This window comes from Streptomyces sp. CA-243310 (assembly GCF_050936775.1).
Taxonomy (GTDB): Bacteria; Actinomycetota; Actinomycetes; order Streptomycetales; family Streptomycetaceae; genus Streptomyces.
Window position 1 is genome coordinate 1,038,080 of sequence record NZ_JBNJMF010000001.1, and the last position, 17,131, is coordinate 1,055,210.

12 protein-coding genes are annotated in these 17,131 nt (G+C 73.2%); 6 read left to right on the top strand and 6 right to left on the bottom strand.

The features are described 5' to 3' along the window. Positions 1-14: 14 nt before the first annotated feature. Complete coding sequence (locus tag ACQEVM_RS04960) at positions 15-1,091, bottom strand: NlpC/P60 family protein (RefSeq protein WP_433075377.1); 1,077 nt, start codon at positions 1,089-1,091, stop codon at positions 15-17. A gap of 98 nt (positions 1,092-1,189) precedes the next feature. Next, positions 1,190-1,543, bottom strand: coding sequence for a hypothetical protein (locus ACQEVM_RS04965; protein ID WP_433075380.1), 354 nt, complete (start codon positions 1,541-1,543; stop codon positions 1,190-1,192). A 100-nt stretch (positions 1,544-1,643) separates the two neighbouring features. Between ACQEVM_RS04965 and ACQEVM_RS04970 the strand changes: the two genes are divergently transcribed. Next, a complete protein-coding gene (locus ACQEVM_RS04970; RefSeq protein ID WP_433075383.1) occupies positions 1,644-2,012 on the top strand; it encodes an ArsR/SmtB family transcription factor in 369 nt (122 codons plus the stop codon). 104 nt (positions 2,013-2,116) lie between these two features. Next, positions 2,117-4,711 carry an ATP-dependent DNA helicase gene (locus ACQEVM_RS04975; RefSeq protein WP_433075386.1) on the top strand — a complete coding sequence of 865 codons (2,595 nt, stop codon included), beginning with the start codon at positions 2,117-2,119 and terminating at the stop codon, positions 4,709-4,711. Positions 4,712-4,849: 138 nt separating this feature from the next. Here ACQEVM_RS04975 and ACQEVM_RS04980 read toward each other — a convergent pair whose 3' ends face one another. Both ACQEVM_RS04980 and ACQEVM_RS04985 read right to left on the bottom strand, forming a co-directional pair. Beyond that, on the bottom strand, positions 4,850-6,490 hold the full coding sequence (locus ACQEVM_RS04980) for a peptidoglycan DD-metalloendopeptidase family protein (protein WP_433075389.1): 1,641 nt from the start codon (positions 6,488-6,490) through the stop codon (positions 4,850-4,852). Positions 6,491-6,880: 390 nt separating this feature from the next. Next, positions 6,881-7,783, bottom strand: coding sequence for an esterase/lipase family protein (locus ACQEVM_RS04985; protein WP_433075392.1), 903 nt, complete (start codon positions 7,781-7,783; stop codon positions 6,881-6,883). Between the two features lie 424 nt (positions 7,784-8,207). Here ACQEVM_RS04985 and ACQEVM_RS04990 point away from each other — a divergent pair, with 424 nt between their 5' ends. Next, entirely contained in the window at positions 8,208-8,612 is a 405-nt protein-coding gene (locus ACQEVM_RS04990; protein WP_053682557.1) for a cobalamin B12-binding domain-containing protein, read from the top strand. Between the two features lie 428 nt (positions 8,613-9,040). Here ACQEVM_RS04990 and ACQEVM_RS04995 read toward each other — a convergent pair whose 3' ends face one another. Both ACQEVM_RS04995 and ACQEVM_RS05000 read right to left on the bottom strand, forming a co-directional pair. Beyond that, positions 9,041-10,600 carry a DUF5691 domain-containing protein gene (locus ACQEVM_RS04995; RefSeq protein WP_433075395.1) on the bottom strand — a complete coding sequence of 520 codons (1,560 nt, stop codon included), beginning with the start codon at positions 10,598-10,600 and terminating at the stop codon, positions 9,041-9,043. A 248-nt stretch (positions 10,601-10,848) separates the two neighbouring features. Continuing rightward, positions 10,849-12,183: an SWIM zinc finger family protein gene (locus ACQEVM_RS05000; RefSeq protein WP_433075398.1), complete on the bottom strand. Its 1,335-nt coding sequence runs from the start codon at positions 12,181-12,183 to the stop codon at positions 10,849-10,851. Positions 12,184-12,317: 134 nt separating this feature from the next. Between ACQEVM_RS05000 and ACQEVM_RS05005 the strand changes: the two genes are divergently transcribed. The 3 genes from ACQEVM_RS05005 (at position 12,318) to ACQEVM_RS05015 (ending at position 17,006) form a co-directional block, all read left to right on the top strand. Beyond that, entirely contained in the window at positions 12,318-13,424 is a 1,107-nt protein-coding gene (locus ACQEVM_RS05005) for an ATP-binding protein (protein ID WP_433075401.1), read from the top strand. Continuing rightward, positions 13,421-15,682, top strand: a complete 2,262-nt coding sequence (locus ACQEVM_RS05010; protein WP_433075404.1) for a DUF5682 family protein — start codon at positions 13,421-13,423, stop codon at positions 15,680-15,682. Before ACQEVM_RS05005 ends, ACQEVM_RS05010 begins: the two co-directional genes overlap by 4 nt. Before the next feature lie 211 nt (positions 15,683-15,893). Then, a complete protein-coding gene (locus ACQEVM_RS05015) occupies positions 15,894-17,006 on the top strand; it encodes a VWA domain-containing protein (RefSeq protein ID WP_433079809.1) in 1,113 nt (370 codons plus the stop codon). Positions 17,007-17,131 lie beyond the last annotated feature (125 nt).

Genomic DNA, 17,131 nt, shown 5'->3' on the forward strand with positions numbered 1-17,131 from the left:
GCGTGGGCCCGGGGCTACGCGGGGCGGGAGGCGCCCGCCCAGGGCATCGAGTCCACGGGGGCCACCCGGACCGTCGAGCCGGGGCGCGGGGCGTGGATCATCTGGCCGTTCCCGATGTACAGGCCCACGTGTGTCACCCCGGAGTAGAAGAACACCAGATCGCCCGGGGCCAGTTGGTCGCGGACGACCCGGCGCCCGGCGTTGATCTGGGTGTAGGTGGTGCGGGGCAGCGAGACCCCGGCGGCCCGCCAGGCGGCCTGCGTCAGACCGGAGCAGTCGAACGAACCCGGTCCGGTGGCGCCCCAGACGTACGGCTTGCCGATCGCCCCGTGCGCGAAGGCGATGGCCCGAGCGGCGCGCGAACCGTCGGCGGGCGCCGGCGCGGCGGCCCGCGGGCCGCCCGGTGACACCGCGCCGATCGGCGCGCCGCCGGCGGTGACGGTGCTCGGCGCCGAGCGGGCCTCGTACGCCGCCCGCTCCTCCGCGGTGAGCTTCGCCAGCAGCCGCTTGGCCGCGGCCAGCCTGCCCTCGACGAGGGCCTTGGTCTCGGCGAGTTCGTCCCGCCGCCCGCGCAGGTCCGCCAGCCGCCCGGAGGCCTTCTCGCGGACCTTCGCGACCTGGTCCAACCGGGCCCGTACGGAGGCCACCTCGGCCGCGGCGCGGTCGCCGGTCCGACTCAGGAACGCGGCCCGCTCCAGGTACTCCTGCGGGTCCTCGGCCATCGCCAGCTGGACCGCCGGCCCCAGACTCCCGCTGCGGTACTGGCCGGCGGCGAGGGAACCCAGTGCGGTGCGCGCGGTGTTGAGCCGGTCCGTCCGGCGGGCGGCCTCGTCACGCAGGCCGGACAGCTCCCGTTCGGCCTCGTCGGCCTTCTCCTTCGCCCCGTTGTACCGCTCGGTCGCCGCCTCGGCCTCCTCGTAGAGCCGGTCCACGTCCGCCGCGACCTGGGCGGGACTCTGACGGGGCTCGGCCTGGGAGACGCCTTCGAAGGTGGTGGCGGTGGCAGCGCCCGCGAGGGCGAGGGTGGTGGCCGCGGTCCGTACGGCGGGGCCGGAGAGCGGGCGCTGCCTGGGCTTTCGATGACTTGCCACGGGGGCGTCACGTCCTTCCGTTGGTCTTGGGGGAGGACGTTAAACCTGAAGGTAACGGGCCGATGACGAGATGACCCGAATCGACCGCAGTTGACCGGTCAGTGCCAGAGCAGGGCGATAAAGATATTGGCGATGGTCAGTCCGCCGACCGCGCCGAAGAGGGCCTTGTCCACCCGCTCCTCGTCCCGCTTCACGTAGACCAGCGCCAGGATCACGAACAGGACGGCGAGCTTCACGCCTATCTTGACCTGGTTGATCGTGCCGCCGTCCATCTCCCGGAAGCCGACCAGCAGCACGCCGGTCACGAGCATGGTCAGCGCGCCGTGCAGCATCGCCGGGACGAAGCGGGCGGTGCCGGCCCCCATCGCCTTCACCTGGGTGAGGAATCCGCCGAGGAGCGAGGCGATCCCGATGATGTGCAGGCCGACGAAAACCTTGATCAATACGTCCATGCCGTCGAGCGTACGGGGCACTCCCCGAGCCGAATCCGGCAGGTCGGCGAGGGCTGCGCGGGCCCGTCGAGGCCCGTCCCGGCCTGCGTAGAGTAAGGACATGGCCGCCACTCCCGCCGCTGGACCACCCCACCCCGACGTCGACCGGCCGGAAGTCGACCGGCCCGACATCGACCGGCCCGACGTCGACCATCCCGACGTCGACCGGCTGGAGCTCGTCGAGGTACTCGCGGCGCTGGGTCACCCCGTCCGGATGGAGATCGTGCGCAGGCTCGCCTCGGGCTCGGAGGCGTTCTGCGGCGAGGTGGTACCCGATCTGCCGCGCTCCAGCGTCACGCACCACCTCAAGACGCTGTACGAGAGCGGAGTGATCACCCGCCGCCCCGCCGGGCGCCGGCTCTACCTGGCCCTGCGGCGCGATGACCTGGAGCTGCGCTTCCCCGGACTGCTGGCGCTGGTACTGGGCTGACCCGCCCCGGAGGAGGGGGCGGGGCGGCCCGGATACGGGCATATGCCACCGATTTTTCGGGCCCGGGACCGGCTGTCGGTCCGGCCCCCTAAACTCGGAAGGCGATGAGCAGCCTCTTTGACGACAGTTTCCTGGCGGACCTCTCCCCCTCCGACGAGGTCCAACCGCCGCCCGAGGACCACGCCGCCCCGGAAGCGGGCGCGGACGACCTCTTCGGCGGCCGGTTCGACGTACCCATGAGCGGGGACTCCCACTACCGCGACGGGGCGCCCAAACCCGTCATCGACCCGGCGGCGCTCCTGGACGGGCTCAACACCGAGCAGCGCGCCGCCGTGGTCCACGCGGGTTCCCCGCTGCTCATCGTGGCCGGCGCCGGCTCCGGCAAGACCCGGGTCCTGACCCACCGCATCGGCCACCTGCTGGCCGCGCGCGGGGTCCACCCGGGACAGATCCTGGCGATCACCTTCACCAACAAGGCCGCCGGCGAGATGAAGGAACGCGTCGAGGGCCTGGTGGGCCCGCGCGCGAACGCCATGTGGGTCTCGACGTTCCACAGCGCGTGCGTGCGCATCCTGCGCCGCGAGTCGAAGCGCCTCGGCTTCACCTCCTCGTTCTCGATCTACGACGCGGCCGACTCGAAGCGCCTGATGGCGCTCGTCTGCCGCGACCTGGACCTGGACCCGAAGAAGTTCCCGCCGAAGTCCTTCAACGCCAAGATCTCGAACCTCAAGAACGAGCTCATCGACGAGGACGCGTTCGCGGGCCAGGCGGCGGACGGGTTCGAGAAGACGCTGGCCCAGGCGTACGCGATGTACCAGGGACGGCTGCGCGAGGCCAACGCCCTCGACTTCGACGACATCATCATGACCACGGTGCACCTGCTCCAGGCGTTCCCGGAGGTCGCCGAGCACTACCGGCGCCGCTTCCGGCACGTCCTCGTCGACGAGTACCAGGACACCAACCACGCCCAGTACACCCTGGTGCGCGAGCTGGTCGGCACCGGCTACCCGGACCTGCCGCCCGCCGAGCTGTGCGTGGTGGGCGACGCCGACCAGTCGATCTACGCCTTCCGCGGCGCGACCATCCGCAACATCCTCCGGTTCGAGGAGGACTACGCGGACGCGACGACGATCCTGCTGGAGCAGAACTACCGCTCCACGCAGACCATCCTGTCCGCCGCCAACGCCGTCATCGAGCGCAACGAGAACCGCCGGGCGAAGAACCTGTGGACCGAGGCCGGCACCGGCGCGGTCATCACCGGCTACGTCTCGGACACCGAGCACGACGAGGCACAGTTCGTCGCCGACGAGATCGACCGGCTGACCGACGCCGGCGACGCCAAGGCGGGCGACGTCGCGATCTTCTACCGCACGAACGCGCAGTCGCGCGTCTTCGAGGAGATCTTCATCCGCGTCGGCCTGCCCTACAAGGTCGTCGGCGGTGTCCGCTTCTACGAGCGCAAGGAGGTCCGCGACGTCCTCGCGTACCTGCGCGTCCTGGCGAACCCGGAGGACAACGTCCCCCTGCGCCGCATCCTGAACGTACCCAAGCGCGGCATCGGCGAGCGTGCCGAGGCGATGATCGACGCCCTCGCCATGCGCGAGAAGATCACCTTCCCGCAGGCGCTGCGGCGCGTGGACGAGGCCTTCGGCATGGCCGCGCGCTCGACCAACGCCGTGAAGCGGTTCAACGTGCTCATGGAGGAACTGCGGACCATCGTGGAGTCGGGCGCGGGCCCGGCGGTGGTGTTGGAAGCGGTGCTGGAGCGAACGGGCTACCTCGCGGAGCTGCAGGCCTCGACCGACCCGCAGGACGAGACGCGCATCGAGAACCTCCAGGAACTCGCCGCGGTGGCGCTGGAGTTCGAGCAGGCCCGCGCGGCCGGCCCGCAGCCCCCGGCGGTCGACGCGGGTGCCGAGGGCGGTGCCGACACCGCTGATGCCGACGCCGATGCCGACGCCGATGCCGACGCCCCCGCGGCCGGCCCGGGTCCCGGCACGCTGGCGGAGTTCCTGGAGCAGGTCGCGCTCGTCGCGGACTCCGACCAGATCCCCGACGAGGACACCGACGGCAGCGGCGTCATCACCTTGATGACCCTGCACACCGCCAAGGGCCTGGAGTTCCCGGTGGTCTTCCTGACCGGCATGGAGGACGGGGTCTTCCCGCACATGCGCGCGCTGGGACAGACCAAGGAACTTGAGGAGGAGCGGCGCCTCGCGTACGTCGGCATCACGCGGGCGCGCGAGCGGCTCTACCTGACGCGCTCCTCGATGCGCAGCGCCTGGGGCACGCCCTCGTACAACCCGCCGTCACGCTTCCTGGAGGAGATCCCGACCGAGTACCTCCAGTGGAAGCGCACGGGCGCGACCCAGAAGCCGGCCGGACCGATGCGCAGTTCGGCCTACGGCTCGGGCTCCTCGGGCGGCTCCGGTTCCAGGAGCTCGTTCGGGACCTCGCCGGAATCGTTCCTGTCCTCGTCGCGCACGAAGTCGGGCCCCTCGGGATTCGCCACGCGGCGTGCCTCCGACAAGCCCGTCATCACGTTGGTGGTCGGGGACCGGGTCACGCACGACCAGTTCGGGCTGGGCACGGTCATGGAGGTCAGGGGCGCCGGCGCGGACGCCCAGGCCACCATCGACTTCGGTGACGACAAGCCGAAGCGGCTGCTGCTGCGGTACGCGCCGGTACAGAAGCTCTAGCGCGGACGGCACACGGCATACGGCGGACGGAGTTCGCCGGGGCGCGGCGGGACGGCCTGTGGGATCGGGTCGGCCCGTCGCTCGACCCGTGCGTCCGGTGCCGTGGGTGTGGGCGCGGGTGCCGGGAGGGGGCGTGCTCTAGTTCGGGTCCAGGCCGTGGCTGCGCAGCCACGCCTGGGGGTCGATCGGGGAGCCGCCGCCGGGCCTGACCTCGAAGTGCAGGTGCGGGCCGGTGGAGTTGCCGGAGTTGCCGGAGTAGGCGATCACCTCACCGGCCTTGACCTTGCCGGACCGGATCTTGGTGCTGCTGAGGTGGCAGTACCAGGTCTCGGTGCCGTCGGGCGAGGTCAATATGGCCATGTTGCCGTAAGCGCTGTTGAACTGGGTGCGCACGGTGCCGTCGGTGGCGGCCATGACCGGAGTGCCGTACGAGACCGGGAAGTCGATCCCGGTGTGCACCGACATCCACATGCCTCCGGCCTGGCCGAAACCGGCGCTCAGACCGTGCTGGGCGACCGGGACGGCGAACTTGGGGCGGGCGGCCTCCTTGGCCGCAGCCTCCTCGGCGCGCTTCTTCTTCTCTTCCAACTGGCGCTCGCGGAGGTCGATGCGCTCCTGGGTGCGGCTCGCGCGGTCGGCGAAGTCGCCCGCGTCGGCGCTGAGCGCGGCCAACTGCGTGTCGAGCTTGTTGTTCGCGGCGATCGGCTTCACCGAGGCCGGATCGGGCGCCGCCATGGTGACGGGTTCCTCGGCGGGCTTCTCGGCGCCACCGGCGAGTCCGCCGACGGACGCCGCGGCGACTCCCGCGACCCCCATCACGCAGGCGGAGGGAACGGCCACCGTCAACAGGGCGGAACGCTTCGCCGGAGTGCGCCGACGGCTGCTGCCGCCCGCCCTCGCGGAACTCTTGACGGCGCCCTTGGCGGGAGCGCCGGCGCGGCGCGTGGGCCGCGGCTCGTTCTCCGCGCGGGGCGTCACGGGCATGGCCTGGGTGGGCATGTCGTGGACGGCGCCCAGCGGCTCCGGCGCGTCGTCCGGGAGCGCGTCGGTGACGGCCTCGAAGACGGCGGTGTCGGCGGCGTGCAGGTCGTTGTTCGCGTACGGGTCGGCGTTCGCGTGCCGCTCGTCGGCCGCGTACGGGTCGTGGCCCGCGTACGGATCGGTGCTCGGGTACGGATCGACGACGGTGATCGGGACGACGGTCGTCGCCTCGTACGCGGGCTCGTACGGGAGGGAGTCTGCGGGGGCGGCCTGCGTGGTGTCGTGGCCGTACGCGTACGCGTATCCGCCGTCGGGCTGCGACGCGTAGTCCTGGACACTCGCGGTGACCGTCGCCGCGCCGGTGAGGTCGAACGCGTCGGCCCCGCCGTTCCACGCGGTGGCGTCGTACGCGCCGGTGTCCTGGGGGTAGCCGGTGAAAGTGGACCACTGGCCGGTCTGCTGCTCCGCGCCGCCGGACTCGTAACCGAAGGACGCCGGTTGGTAGTCGGAACCGGCGGAGGTCCAGGCGCTCGCGTCCCACTGCCCGGTGGTGTCCTCGGGGGCGCCCTGGGTGGGGACGTTCGTCGGGTAACTCTCCTGCGGGGCCCAGGCGGTGGAGTCGTACGTGCCGGTGGACTCGTACGAGCCGTAGGCGTCGTAGGTGCCGGACACACCGTAGTTGTAGCCCTGGCCCTGCGTTTCATAGGAAACGTAGGCCTGGTCACCAGCGAAAGTGGTGGTGGAAAGGCCGTCGTACCCGGTTTCGGGGTACTGGCCCGACGGGGGGCGGTCGTTCACCAACTTCTCTTTCGCCTCGGCAGTGGGGGGCCTGGGTGGCCGGTGAACTCGAGGTTCACCGGAGGAGAGCAGTGGCGCGACTGTACCCGTCGGTCACAGGCAACGACAATCGTCGGCGGAGGCCGGTATCGCGGGAACCGGGCATTCGGCCGCCTTTCGGTCGCACAAAGACGCAGCCTTGGCCTTGAGTTCGAAATATGTTCGACTCCAGGGGCGGAATGTGCAAGACGTCCGTCTCGGTGAAACCGCCCGGTGGGGAGGGTGCCGCGAGAATCGAGCGGCTCGCCGTCACCGTGCGTCAGAGCGGACTTACCGATTCCGGCGCCGGAGGCTCGCGTTCCGCCGTTTCGTCCCGGATCCCGATGTGTCGTGACCCGGTTCGTCGGGGGTTCAGACGGCCCGGCTCCGCCCCTCGGTGCCCGAGCCGGTGGCGCGCTCGGCGGTCCGGACGGCGGGGCGGTCGGTGGTGCGGTCGGCGGGGCGGTCGGTGGTGCGTGAGTGGGCCGTCAGGTCGTCGAGGGCTCGACGCACCGCGGCGATCACCGCGGGGTGGACCGCGAGAGCCAGGTGACCGATGCCGGTGACCAGCACGTTCTCCGCATCGAGGTCCGGGTGTTCGATGCGGGCGGTTCCGGTCGGCGCCATGATCGCGTCGAACTCGCTCCAGAACGCCACGTACCGGGTCCGGCAGCCGGGCGAGGGCGCGGCGAGTTCGGCCATCACGTCGGAATCGGGTCGCATCTGGCGGACCAGCGGATGGGCGTCCATGAAGGGGGCCACGCGGGTCCCGGCGTGCGGGGTGCCCAACGTGACGAGTGTCCGTACCCGCGCATCACCGCCGAGCCGCTGGACGTAGTACCGGGCGACCAGTCCACCGAGGCTGTGTCCCACGAGGTCCACGCGCTCCTGCCCACTGCGCTCGCACAGGTCCTCGACGCGACGGGCGAGATGGCGGGCGGTGGCGCGCAGATCCCGGGTGAAGGGCGAGTAGTTGTACGTCTCCACACGCCGCAGGCCGTCCGCTCCGAGGGCGCGCCGCAGCAGGACGAAGATCGATCGGTTGTCGTTGAAGCCGTGCAGCAGCAGGACGGGCGGTCGCTGCCCGCCGGCCCCGACGGCCGGCCCGGCGGCCGGACGTTCCTCCCGTACCCCGGTGGGATACAGCAACAGGTGTCCCGTGAGCACCACGGCCTCCAGTGCGGCGGCGCGCAGGGCGGCCCCGGAGGCGATCAGGGACAGCGGCAGGGACAGCGGTAGGGGCAGCGACAGCGGTGAGGGCGGGGACGGCGTCACGGGCGGGGACGGCACGGCCGGCAGAGACAGGGGCGGCAGGGCCGGGCGGGTCGGGACGGGCTCCGGGGTCGCGTCCGAAACGGATCCCGGAGCGGGCCTCGAAGCGGATTCCGGAACCGGCCTCGGCCCGGGAAGCGATCCGGGACGCAGCCCGGGAAGCAGTCCGGGGAGTGGGAGGGATGGCGGCGTGCTCGACAGCCCCATGAACGGCCTCCCCTGGGCCTCTTGGGTATGTGGCTGGGTACGCGGCCGTGAAGCCGATGTCGCCCCACCGCCGCGCCGGGCGGCTGACGGCGCGGAGGCGGGGCGACTCGGTGCGGTGAATCATTGGCGTCCCACGTGTGATTTCCCCCTCTTGGCCGACCGCGAAACGGCGGCGTGCGCGATGCTGTACTTAACGTTCGTTCACTCGGGAGGCAGTGCGATGGGTGTGACCGGTCCGATCCGTGTGGTGGTGGCCAAGCCGGGTCTCGACGGCCACGACCGCGGCGCCAAGGTGATCGCGCGTGCGCTGCGGGACGCGGGCATGGAGGTCATCTACACGGGCCTCCACCAGACTCCCGAGCAGATCGTCGACACCGCGATCCAGGAAGACGCCGACGCGATCGGCCTGTCGATCCTCTCGGGCGCGCACAACACGCTGTTCGCGCGTGTGCTGGAGCTCCTCAAGGAGCGCGACGCGGAAGACATCAAGGTCTTCGGCGGCGGGATCATTCCGGAGGACGACATCGCCCCCCTCAAGGCCAAGGGCGTCGCCGAGATCTTCACCCCGGGCGCCACGACGACGGCGATCGTGGACTGGGTCAACGGCAACGTGCGCCAGGGCTAGTCCGGTCCCTTCGGGCCTTCCCGTGCACGGTGCCGGGCCCGGCACCGTGCCTGACACCACGTCCGGCATCGCGCCTGACGCTGCGCCCGGCACCACGCCCTACGGTGCGCTGCCGGGGCGCCCGCGTACGTCTCTCGTCCCCCCGCCGCGCCGCGTACGTGCCGTGCGCGGCGCGGCCCCTCACCCCGTCGGGCGCGACGCCGGCAAACCGCAGGCCCGCGATCCCGTGGCATGACCGGGGGAGCGGCCCCTGCGGCCCCCGGCGGGCACGACCTCGGAGGGCGGCAGGGCCGACCGACCCCGTTCCGGAAGGCGCCGGGTCATGCCCGCCACGCCCGACGGGCCGACGGGCGTGGCGGGCAGGCGGGGCTTCGCCTGTCCTGTGCGAGCCGCCGCCACCAAGAGGTGGGCGGCGGGTGACCGGAGGGTCAGTCGGACGGGGCCAGTTCCGCGAGCATGGCCGCGCGCACGCGCAAGGTGGCCACCAGTCGCTGAAAGGCCTCCGCCCAGTAGGCGGCTGCTCCCGGCGACGCGTCCGGCGGGTCCTGTGACGCCGCGGTCAGCGCTTCCAGCCGACCCGCTTCCGTCGGATCCAGGCAGCGTTCCGCCAGTCCCATCACCCCGCTGAAGCTCCACGGGTAGCTCCCGGCCTCCCGTGCCGTGTCCAGCGCGTCGACCACCGCCCGTCCCAGCGTCCCCGCCCACGGCACCACGCAGACCCCCAGCAACTGGAACGCCTCCGACAGTCCGTGGGCCCGGACGAACTCGGCCACCCACTCGGCCCGTTCCCCGGCGGGCAGGATCGACAGCAGCTTCGCCCGCTCGGCCAGCGACGCCGTACCCGGTCCCGCCGCGGGCGGTGCGGCGGCCGAACCCAGCAGGGCCTTCGACCACGCGGGATCACGCTGGCGCACGGCCGCCCGGCACCAGGCCGCGTGGAGTTCCTCCGCCCAGCCCTCGGCGACCGGCCAGGCCACGATCTCCGCCGGGGTCAGCCCCCCGAAGCGGCCCCGCCAACAGGACAGCGGCGCGGCTTCCAGGAGCTGCCCCAGCCACCAGGCCCGCTCCCCGCGTCCCGCCGGCGGTCGTCTCACCACCCCGTCACGGAGCATGCCCGCGTCGCAGTCGGCCGGTGGTTCCACCCCTTCGGGGCCCACGCAGGCCAGTGCGCGCTCCGCCATCCGGCCGGCCAGCGCCGAACCCGTCAGCGCGGACAGCAGCTCGGCCGCCGTCGCCCGGACGTTGCGGCTCCGATCACCGAGGGCCGACTCCAGGAACTCCTCGTCCGCCGGCGACAGCCCCACCCGCAGCGAATCGAGGAACATCAGCCGGTCCTCCGCCCGCTCGGTGGCCCAGGTGGTCGTCAGCAGCCGGACCGCCGCCGCCGGCTCATGAGCCCGTACCGTGCCCAACAGGGCCACCCGCTCGGCGAACAACCCTTCCTCCCACAGGCTTTCCACCGCCTCTCGATCCGCCGCGTCGGGCAGCCCCCCGGCGTCCCCCGTCCCGCCCCGCAGCGCGAACCGCCAGTCCGGATTCAATCGGGCCAGCCACAGGCCGCGCGCCCCGACCAGGGCCAAGGCGGGCGGTCGCAGATCCGTTCGGGCCCGGGCCGCGTCCAACAGCGCCGGCACGAGCGCCGCCGGCGCGCGGTAACCGTGGCGGCCGGCCGCCGCCAACCACTGCGGCAACAACTCCGTCAGATCCGGGGCGGCCCCCCGCCGGCCGCCGGACCCGCCCGCGGCGGTCCGGCCCGCCAACAGCTGCGCGAGCCGTCGGCGGGCCGCGTCCGGCGGCTCGGGTCGCGGATCGTGCGCCGCCGGCTCCGGTCTCGGGGCCGCCTCGGCCGGCCGCAGCCCGGCCCGGCGCCGTACGGTCCGCACGGCCGCCGCGTCCAACAGGGCCTCCGGCGAGCCGCCCCGGCGCCGACCCGTGCCCAGCAGCGCGGCACCGACCAGCTCGTCCCACTCCTCGTGTGCCGTGTCCATGCGACCCCCTCCCTCGTGATGTCCCCGTGCTCCGATCCCGCCCCCTCCACGGGACCGGAGCAGTACGTGGATGTGTCGTGTCACATCGCTTTTCAGCTCGCGTGGTTGTCGTCCATCGAAGCCCCCCGGCTTTCTCGTTCACACACGACGGCGCCCCCGCGCCGCCGTTCCCTCCCCGGCGCCGACGCCGTCCCGCGTCGGTCGCCTCCTGCTCTTCCCTCCGGTCCGATCCGGGCCCCCCGGCCCGGTCAGACCAGCGGTATCGGCTCGGCCGATCCCGGCTGCCACGCCGTCAGGGGCGTGAACCCGCGATGGCCGACCTCGCCGAACACCGTCACCGGGCCCCCGCCCGACAACGCGGCCAACTGCCACAGGCCCGCTCGGGACCCGCTGGCCGAACCCGACCGGGGCACAGGCAGGGCGGACGTCCCCTCCGAGTCCGCCAGTTGCCAGCCCGCCTCGCCCGGTATCGGCACCACCGGGCCCAACACCACCGGCCAGGACTCCAGCCAGGGATCCACCCGCAGGGCGGCCCCGTACGCCTCCAGCGCGGCCCCCGTGCCGATCCCGGCCGGCGCCCCGGTGCCCGGCGTCGCCGCCGAGAGGCGCTCCCCGAGGTCGACACGCAGCCCCGCCGAGCCCGGGCGGAAGCGGGCTTCCGCCTCCCACACCAGCCCGATCGGCAACGCCAATCCCGGAGGCCGCCCCGGTGGACCGAAGTCCAACACCAGCGCCGGACGACCGCTCTCCTGCCCCCGCAGCCAGATCCGGCGGGTGGTGAGCCGCCCGTCCGGGGAAACCGAGTCGTACTGGGCCAACACGAGCCAGCGATCCCGTACGACCTCGCCCTCCGCGGACACCGGCACCCCCACCCGGGTCCTCGTCGTCGCAGCCAACTGCTCCGGCAGCCCGGACACCCCCAACCAGGCCTTGTTCAGCAGGTGCAGCAGCGCGAACTCCTCAAGCATCCGGGCGGGCCAGCCGGGCCCGCAACCGGGTATTGTCCCCAACTCCCTTACCCGAGAGGCCAGTCCGGGCGCCTGGGCGTCGACCATCCGCGCCGCGGTCTCCTCCCAGCCCGCGTACCCCGCCTGCTCCTGCCCGGCCAGACCGCCGTGCAGCAGATCGGCGAGCCGCCGCTCCAACTCGACGACACCCGCGCCCACCCGGGCCGACCTCCGTTCGGCGCGCCGGCGCGCCCCCTCCTCGTCCACCGGCCCGGCGGCCGGTCGTGCGGCCTTCTCCGCCCGCCCGGTCAACCACTCCTGCGCCCAGTCCGGTGCGGGCGCCGGGTCCCCCACCCCCTCCGCGGCCCAGAGCAGCAGCAGCCCCAGAGCGTGTTTGCACGGGAACTTCCGGCTCGGACACGAGCACTTGTACGCGGGGCCCGTCAGGTCCACGACCGTCCGGTACGGCCGACTGCCGCTGCCGCTGCACAACCCCCACAGAGAACCGGAAGCGGAACCTCCGATCTGTGACCACGGACCCGCCCCACCCAGTCTTCCCCCCGCCTTTCTCGACACATCGTCAGGAGCCAGAGCCAGTACCTGTTCCGCTGTCCAGCGGACCTCCCGCTCAGTCATGTGTCCCACCGTAGAGACCCCCACTGACAATCGTCCTGACCTGCAACAACCATGCTCACGGCGGCCGTTGTCAGTGGGGTGGTGCACCGTGGTCACAGCAGTCCGACGCGGCTGCCGAGCATTGGAGGGGGACCATGACCACGCCCGAGAACGGCACCGGTACCGAAGTGCTGCGCCCGCACGCCGAAGACGCCTTCGCGCACGAACTGAAAGCCTTGGCCGCAGCCGACGACCGGCCCCGCCCGAGCCGCTGGAAGCTCTCCCCGTGGGCCGTCGCGACGTACCTCCTCGGCGGGGAACTCTCCGACGGCACCGTCGTCACACCCAAGTACGTCGGACCCCGGCGCATCGTCGAGGTCGCCGTCAGCACGCTCGCCACCGACCGGGCCCTGCTCCTCCTCGGCGTCCCCGGCACCGCCAAGACCTGGATGTCCGAACACCTCGCCGCCGCCGTCAGCGGCGACTCCACCCTCCTGGTCCAAGGCACCGCGGGCACCCCCGAGGAGGCCATCCGGTACGGCTGGAACTACGCCCGCCTCCTGGCGCACGGCCCCAGCAGGGAAGCCCTCGTACCCAGCCCCGTCATGCGCGCCATGGCCGACGGCATGACCGCCCGCGTCGAGGAACTCACCCGCATCCCCGCCGACGTCCAGGACACCCTGATCACCGTCTTGTCCGAGAAGACACTGCCGATACCCGAACTCGGCCAGGAAGTGCAGGCGGTGGGCGGCTTCAACCTCATCGCCACCGCCAACGACCGCGACCGCGGCGTCAACGAGCTCTCCAGCGCGCTCCGCCGCCGCTTCAACACCGTCGTCCTCCCGCTGCCCGCCACCGCCGAGGCCGAGGTCGACATCGTCGCCCGACGCGTCGACCAGATGGGCCGCGCCCTCGACCTGCCGGCCGTACCCGAGGGACTGGAGGAGATCCGCCGCGTCGTCACGGTCTTCCGCGAGCTGCGCGACGGGATCACCGGCGACGGCCGCACCAAGGTCAAGTCGCCCAGCGGCACCCTCTCCACCGCCGAGGCGATCTCCGTGGTCACCGGAGGCCTGGCACTCGCCGCCCACTTCGGCGACGGCGTCCTGCGCTCCTGCGACGTGGCCGCCGGCATCCTCGGCGCCGTCGTCCGCGATCCGGCCGCCGACCGTGTCGTCTGGCAGGAGTACCTGGAGACCGTCGTCCGCGAACGGGACGGCTGGAAGGACTTCTACCGCGCCTGCCGGGAGGTGTCCGCATGAGCCCCGAGGGCGCGGGGCCCCTGCTGTTGGGCGTCCGACACCACGGACCGGGCTCCGCCCGCGCGGTGCGGGCCGCGCTCGACGCCGCGACCCCGCGCGCGGTCCTCATCGAGGGACCACCCGAGGGCGACGCCCTGCTGCCCCTGGCCGCCGAGCCCGGGATGAGACCGCCGGTCGCGCTCCTCGCACACGCCGCGGACGACCCCGGCAGGGCCGCGTTCTGGCCGCTCGCCGGGTTCTCCCCGGAGTGGGCCGCCCTGCGCTGGGCGCAAGAACGCGACGTGCCCGTCCGGTTCATCGACCTGCCGGCCGCGCACACGCTCGCCGCCCCCCGCGATCCGCAGGCGCCCGACCCCGACGCCGTACGGATCGACCCCCTCGCCGTACTCGCCGAGACCGCCGGGTACGACGACCCCGAACGCTGGTGGGAGGACGTCGTCGAGCACCGGGGCAGCGGAGCCGTCCGGGACCCCCGCGCGACCTTCGCGGCCCTCGCCGAGGCGATGGGGGCCCTGCGCGAGGCGTACGGGGACGGCGGGCACCCGAGCGACCGGGTCCGCGAGGCCCACATGCGGCAGCGGATGCGCGCCGCCCGCAAGGAGTTCGGCGACGCCTACGCCGTGGTCTGCGGCGCCTGGCACGTCCCGGCCCTGCGCGCGAGGACCACCGCCGCCGCCGACAAGGCCCTGCTCACCGGGCTGCCCAAGGTCAAGGTGGAGACCACCTGGGTGCCCTGGACCCACCGCCGGCTCACCCGGGCGGACGGGTACGGAGCCGGCGTGACCTCGCCCGGCTGGTACGCCCACCTCTTCGAGTCCCGTGACCGGCCCCTCGAACGCTGGCTCACCCGGGCCGCCGGACTGCTGCGGGCCGAGGACCGGCAGGTCGGCCCGGCCCACGTCATCGAGACGGTCCGGCTCGCCGAAGCCCTGGCCGTCGTGCGCGGACGCCCCGTTCCGGGCCTCACCGAGACCCTCGAAGCGGTGCGGGCGGTGATGTGCGACGGCTCCGACGTCCCCCTCGCGCTGATCGAGGACCGTTTGGTCGTCGGTGACGTACTCGGCGAGGTTCCCGACGCGGCACCCGTCGTACCGCTCCAACGGGACCTCACACGAAGCCGGCGCGCCCTGCGGCTCAAGGTCGAGGCGCAGGAGCGGGACCTGGAACTCGACCTCCGCAAGGACACCGACACGGCCAAGTCCCTCCTGCTGCACCGGCTGCGGCTGCTCGGGATCGACTGGGGGACACCCACCGCCTCCCGGGGCAGCACCGGAACCTTTCGTGAGACCTGGCGGCTCCGCTGGGAACCGGAGTTGTCGGTGCGGGTCGCGGAAGCCGGCATCTGGGGCACCACCGTCGTCGGCGCCGCCACGGCCAAGGTCGAGGCCGACGCGGTCGCGGCAACGGAGTTGGGCGAGGTCACGGCCCTGGCCGAGCGGTGCCTGTCGGCCGGGCTGTCGGAGGCGCTGCCCGCCGTGCTGCGCGCTCTCGCCGACCGGGCGGCGCTCGCCACCGACGTGGCGCGGCTCGCCGAGGCCCTGCCCGCGCTGGCCCGCTCGCTGCGGTACGGGGACGTGCGCGGCACCGACGCGACGGCCCTCGGCACGGTCGCGGTCGGGCTCGCGGACAGGATCTGCGTGGCACTGCCGCCCGCCTGCGCGGCGGGCCTGGACGCCGACGGAGCGGCCGAACTGCGCGGGCACGTGGACGGGGTGCACGGCGCGGTCGCGCTCCTGGAGGTGGACGGCCTGCCGGAGCGCTGGGCGACGGTGCTGCGGACGCTCGCCGGCCGGGACGGTGTGCCCGGGACGATACGAGGCCGCGCCACCCGACTGCTGCTCGACGACGGACGGTTGCCGCCCGAGGAGACGGCCCGGCTCATGGGGCTGGCGCTCTCCCCGGCGACCGCCCCGGCCGACGCGGCGGGCTGGATCGAGGGCTTCGCGGGCGGCGGCGCGGGCGGCGGGACCCTGCTGATCCACGACGATCGGCTGCTGGGCCTGATCGACGCCTGGCTGGTGTCGGTGCCGGAGGGGGCGTTCATCGATGTGCTGCCCCTGTTGCGCCGGACGTTCGGGGCGTACGAGTCGGGTGTGAAGCGCACTCTGGGTGAACTGGTCCGCCGGGCCCCCGGAGACCGGGCCGGGAGGGGCCGGGCCGGTTCGGGATCCGAGGGCTTCGCCGCCGAGCCGGACCCGATACGGGCCGACGCCGCGGCGGAGCTGGTCCGGCTGATCCTCGCGACGCCGGCGGGATGACGGCGAGGGCGGGGCGCTGGGGGACGGGTCGATGGCGGGCGGGTCGACGGGGAACGGAGCTGCAGTGGGGGGCGGGGTCATGGACGGCGGGGCGACGGGGAGGGCGGGGCACGTGACGGCGACGGAGAACACGGCGACGGAGAACACGGCGACGGAGAACACGGCGAAGGAGGCCGGCACGGCGGACGCGGAGCGGCTGCGCCGGTGGCGGATGGTGCTCGGCGGAGGCGAGGGCGACGGGACCGGCCACACCCTCGCCGGGCGGGACGCGGCGATGGACGCCGCACTCGGCGCCCTCTACGGCAGCGCGGCCGGCGCCGGCAACGGCAAGCCGCCGGGCGAGCGCTCCGCCGGTCTCGGCGGGTCGGCGCCCCGGGTGGCGCGCTGGCTCGGGGACATCCGGACGTACTTCCCCGCTCCCGTGGTCCAGGTGATGCAGCGCGACGCGATCGAGCGGCTCGGTCTCGCGTCCCTGCTGATGGAGCCGGAGATGTTGGAGGCCGTCGAGCCGGACGTCCACCTGGTCGGCACCCTCCTCTCCCTGAACAAGGCGATGCCGGAGACGACCCGGGAGACGGCGCGGGCGGTGGTCCGCAAGGTGGTCGAGCAACTGGAGAAGCGGCTGGCGGCCCGCACCAGGGCCACGCTCACGGGCGCCCTGGACCGTTCGGCGCGGATCAGCCGTCCCCGCCACCACGACATCGACTGGGACCGGACGATCCGCGCCAACCTCAAGAACTACCTCCCCGAGCACCGCACGGTCGTCCCCGAACGACTGATCGGATACGGCCGGGCGGCCCGGTCCGTGAAGAAGGAGGTGATCCTCTGCATCGACCAGTCCGGCTCGATGGCCGCCTCCGTCGTCTACGCCTCCGTCTTCGGCGCGGTGCTCGCCTCGATGCGCTCGATCTCCACCCGCCTCGTCGTCTTCGACACCTCCGTCGTGGACCTGACCGACCGGCTCACCGATCCGGTGGACGTCCTCTTCGGCACCCAGCTCGGCGGTGGCACGGACATCAACCGCGCCCTCGCCCACTGCCAGTCCAAGATCACCCGGCCCGCCGACACCGTCGTCGTCCTCATCAGCGACCTCTGCGAGGGCGGCATCCGCGACGAGATGCTCAAGCGGGTCGCCTCCATGAAGGCCGCCGGGGTGGAGTTCGTGACCCTGCTGGCACTGTCCGACGAGGGCGCCCCCGCCTACGACCACCAGCACGCGGCGGCGCTCGCGGCGCTCGGCGCGCCCGCCTTCGCCTGCACTCCCGACCTGTTCCCGGACGTGATGGCCGCCGCGCTGGAGAAACGGCCCCTGCCGATGCCCTGAGGCCCCTGACCACCGGTGGCCTCAGGCGGCACACCGGCGGCCCACCGTCCGCCCCACCCGCCGCCCACCCCGGCGAACACCGCCCGCTCATCCCCGGCCCATCGCGTCCGCACATCGGCAGATCA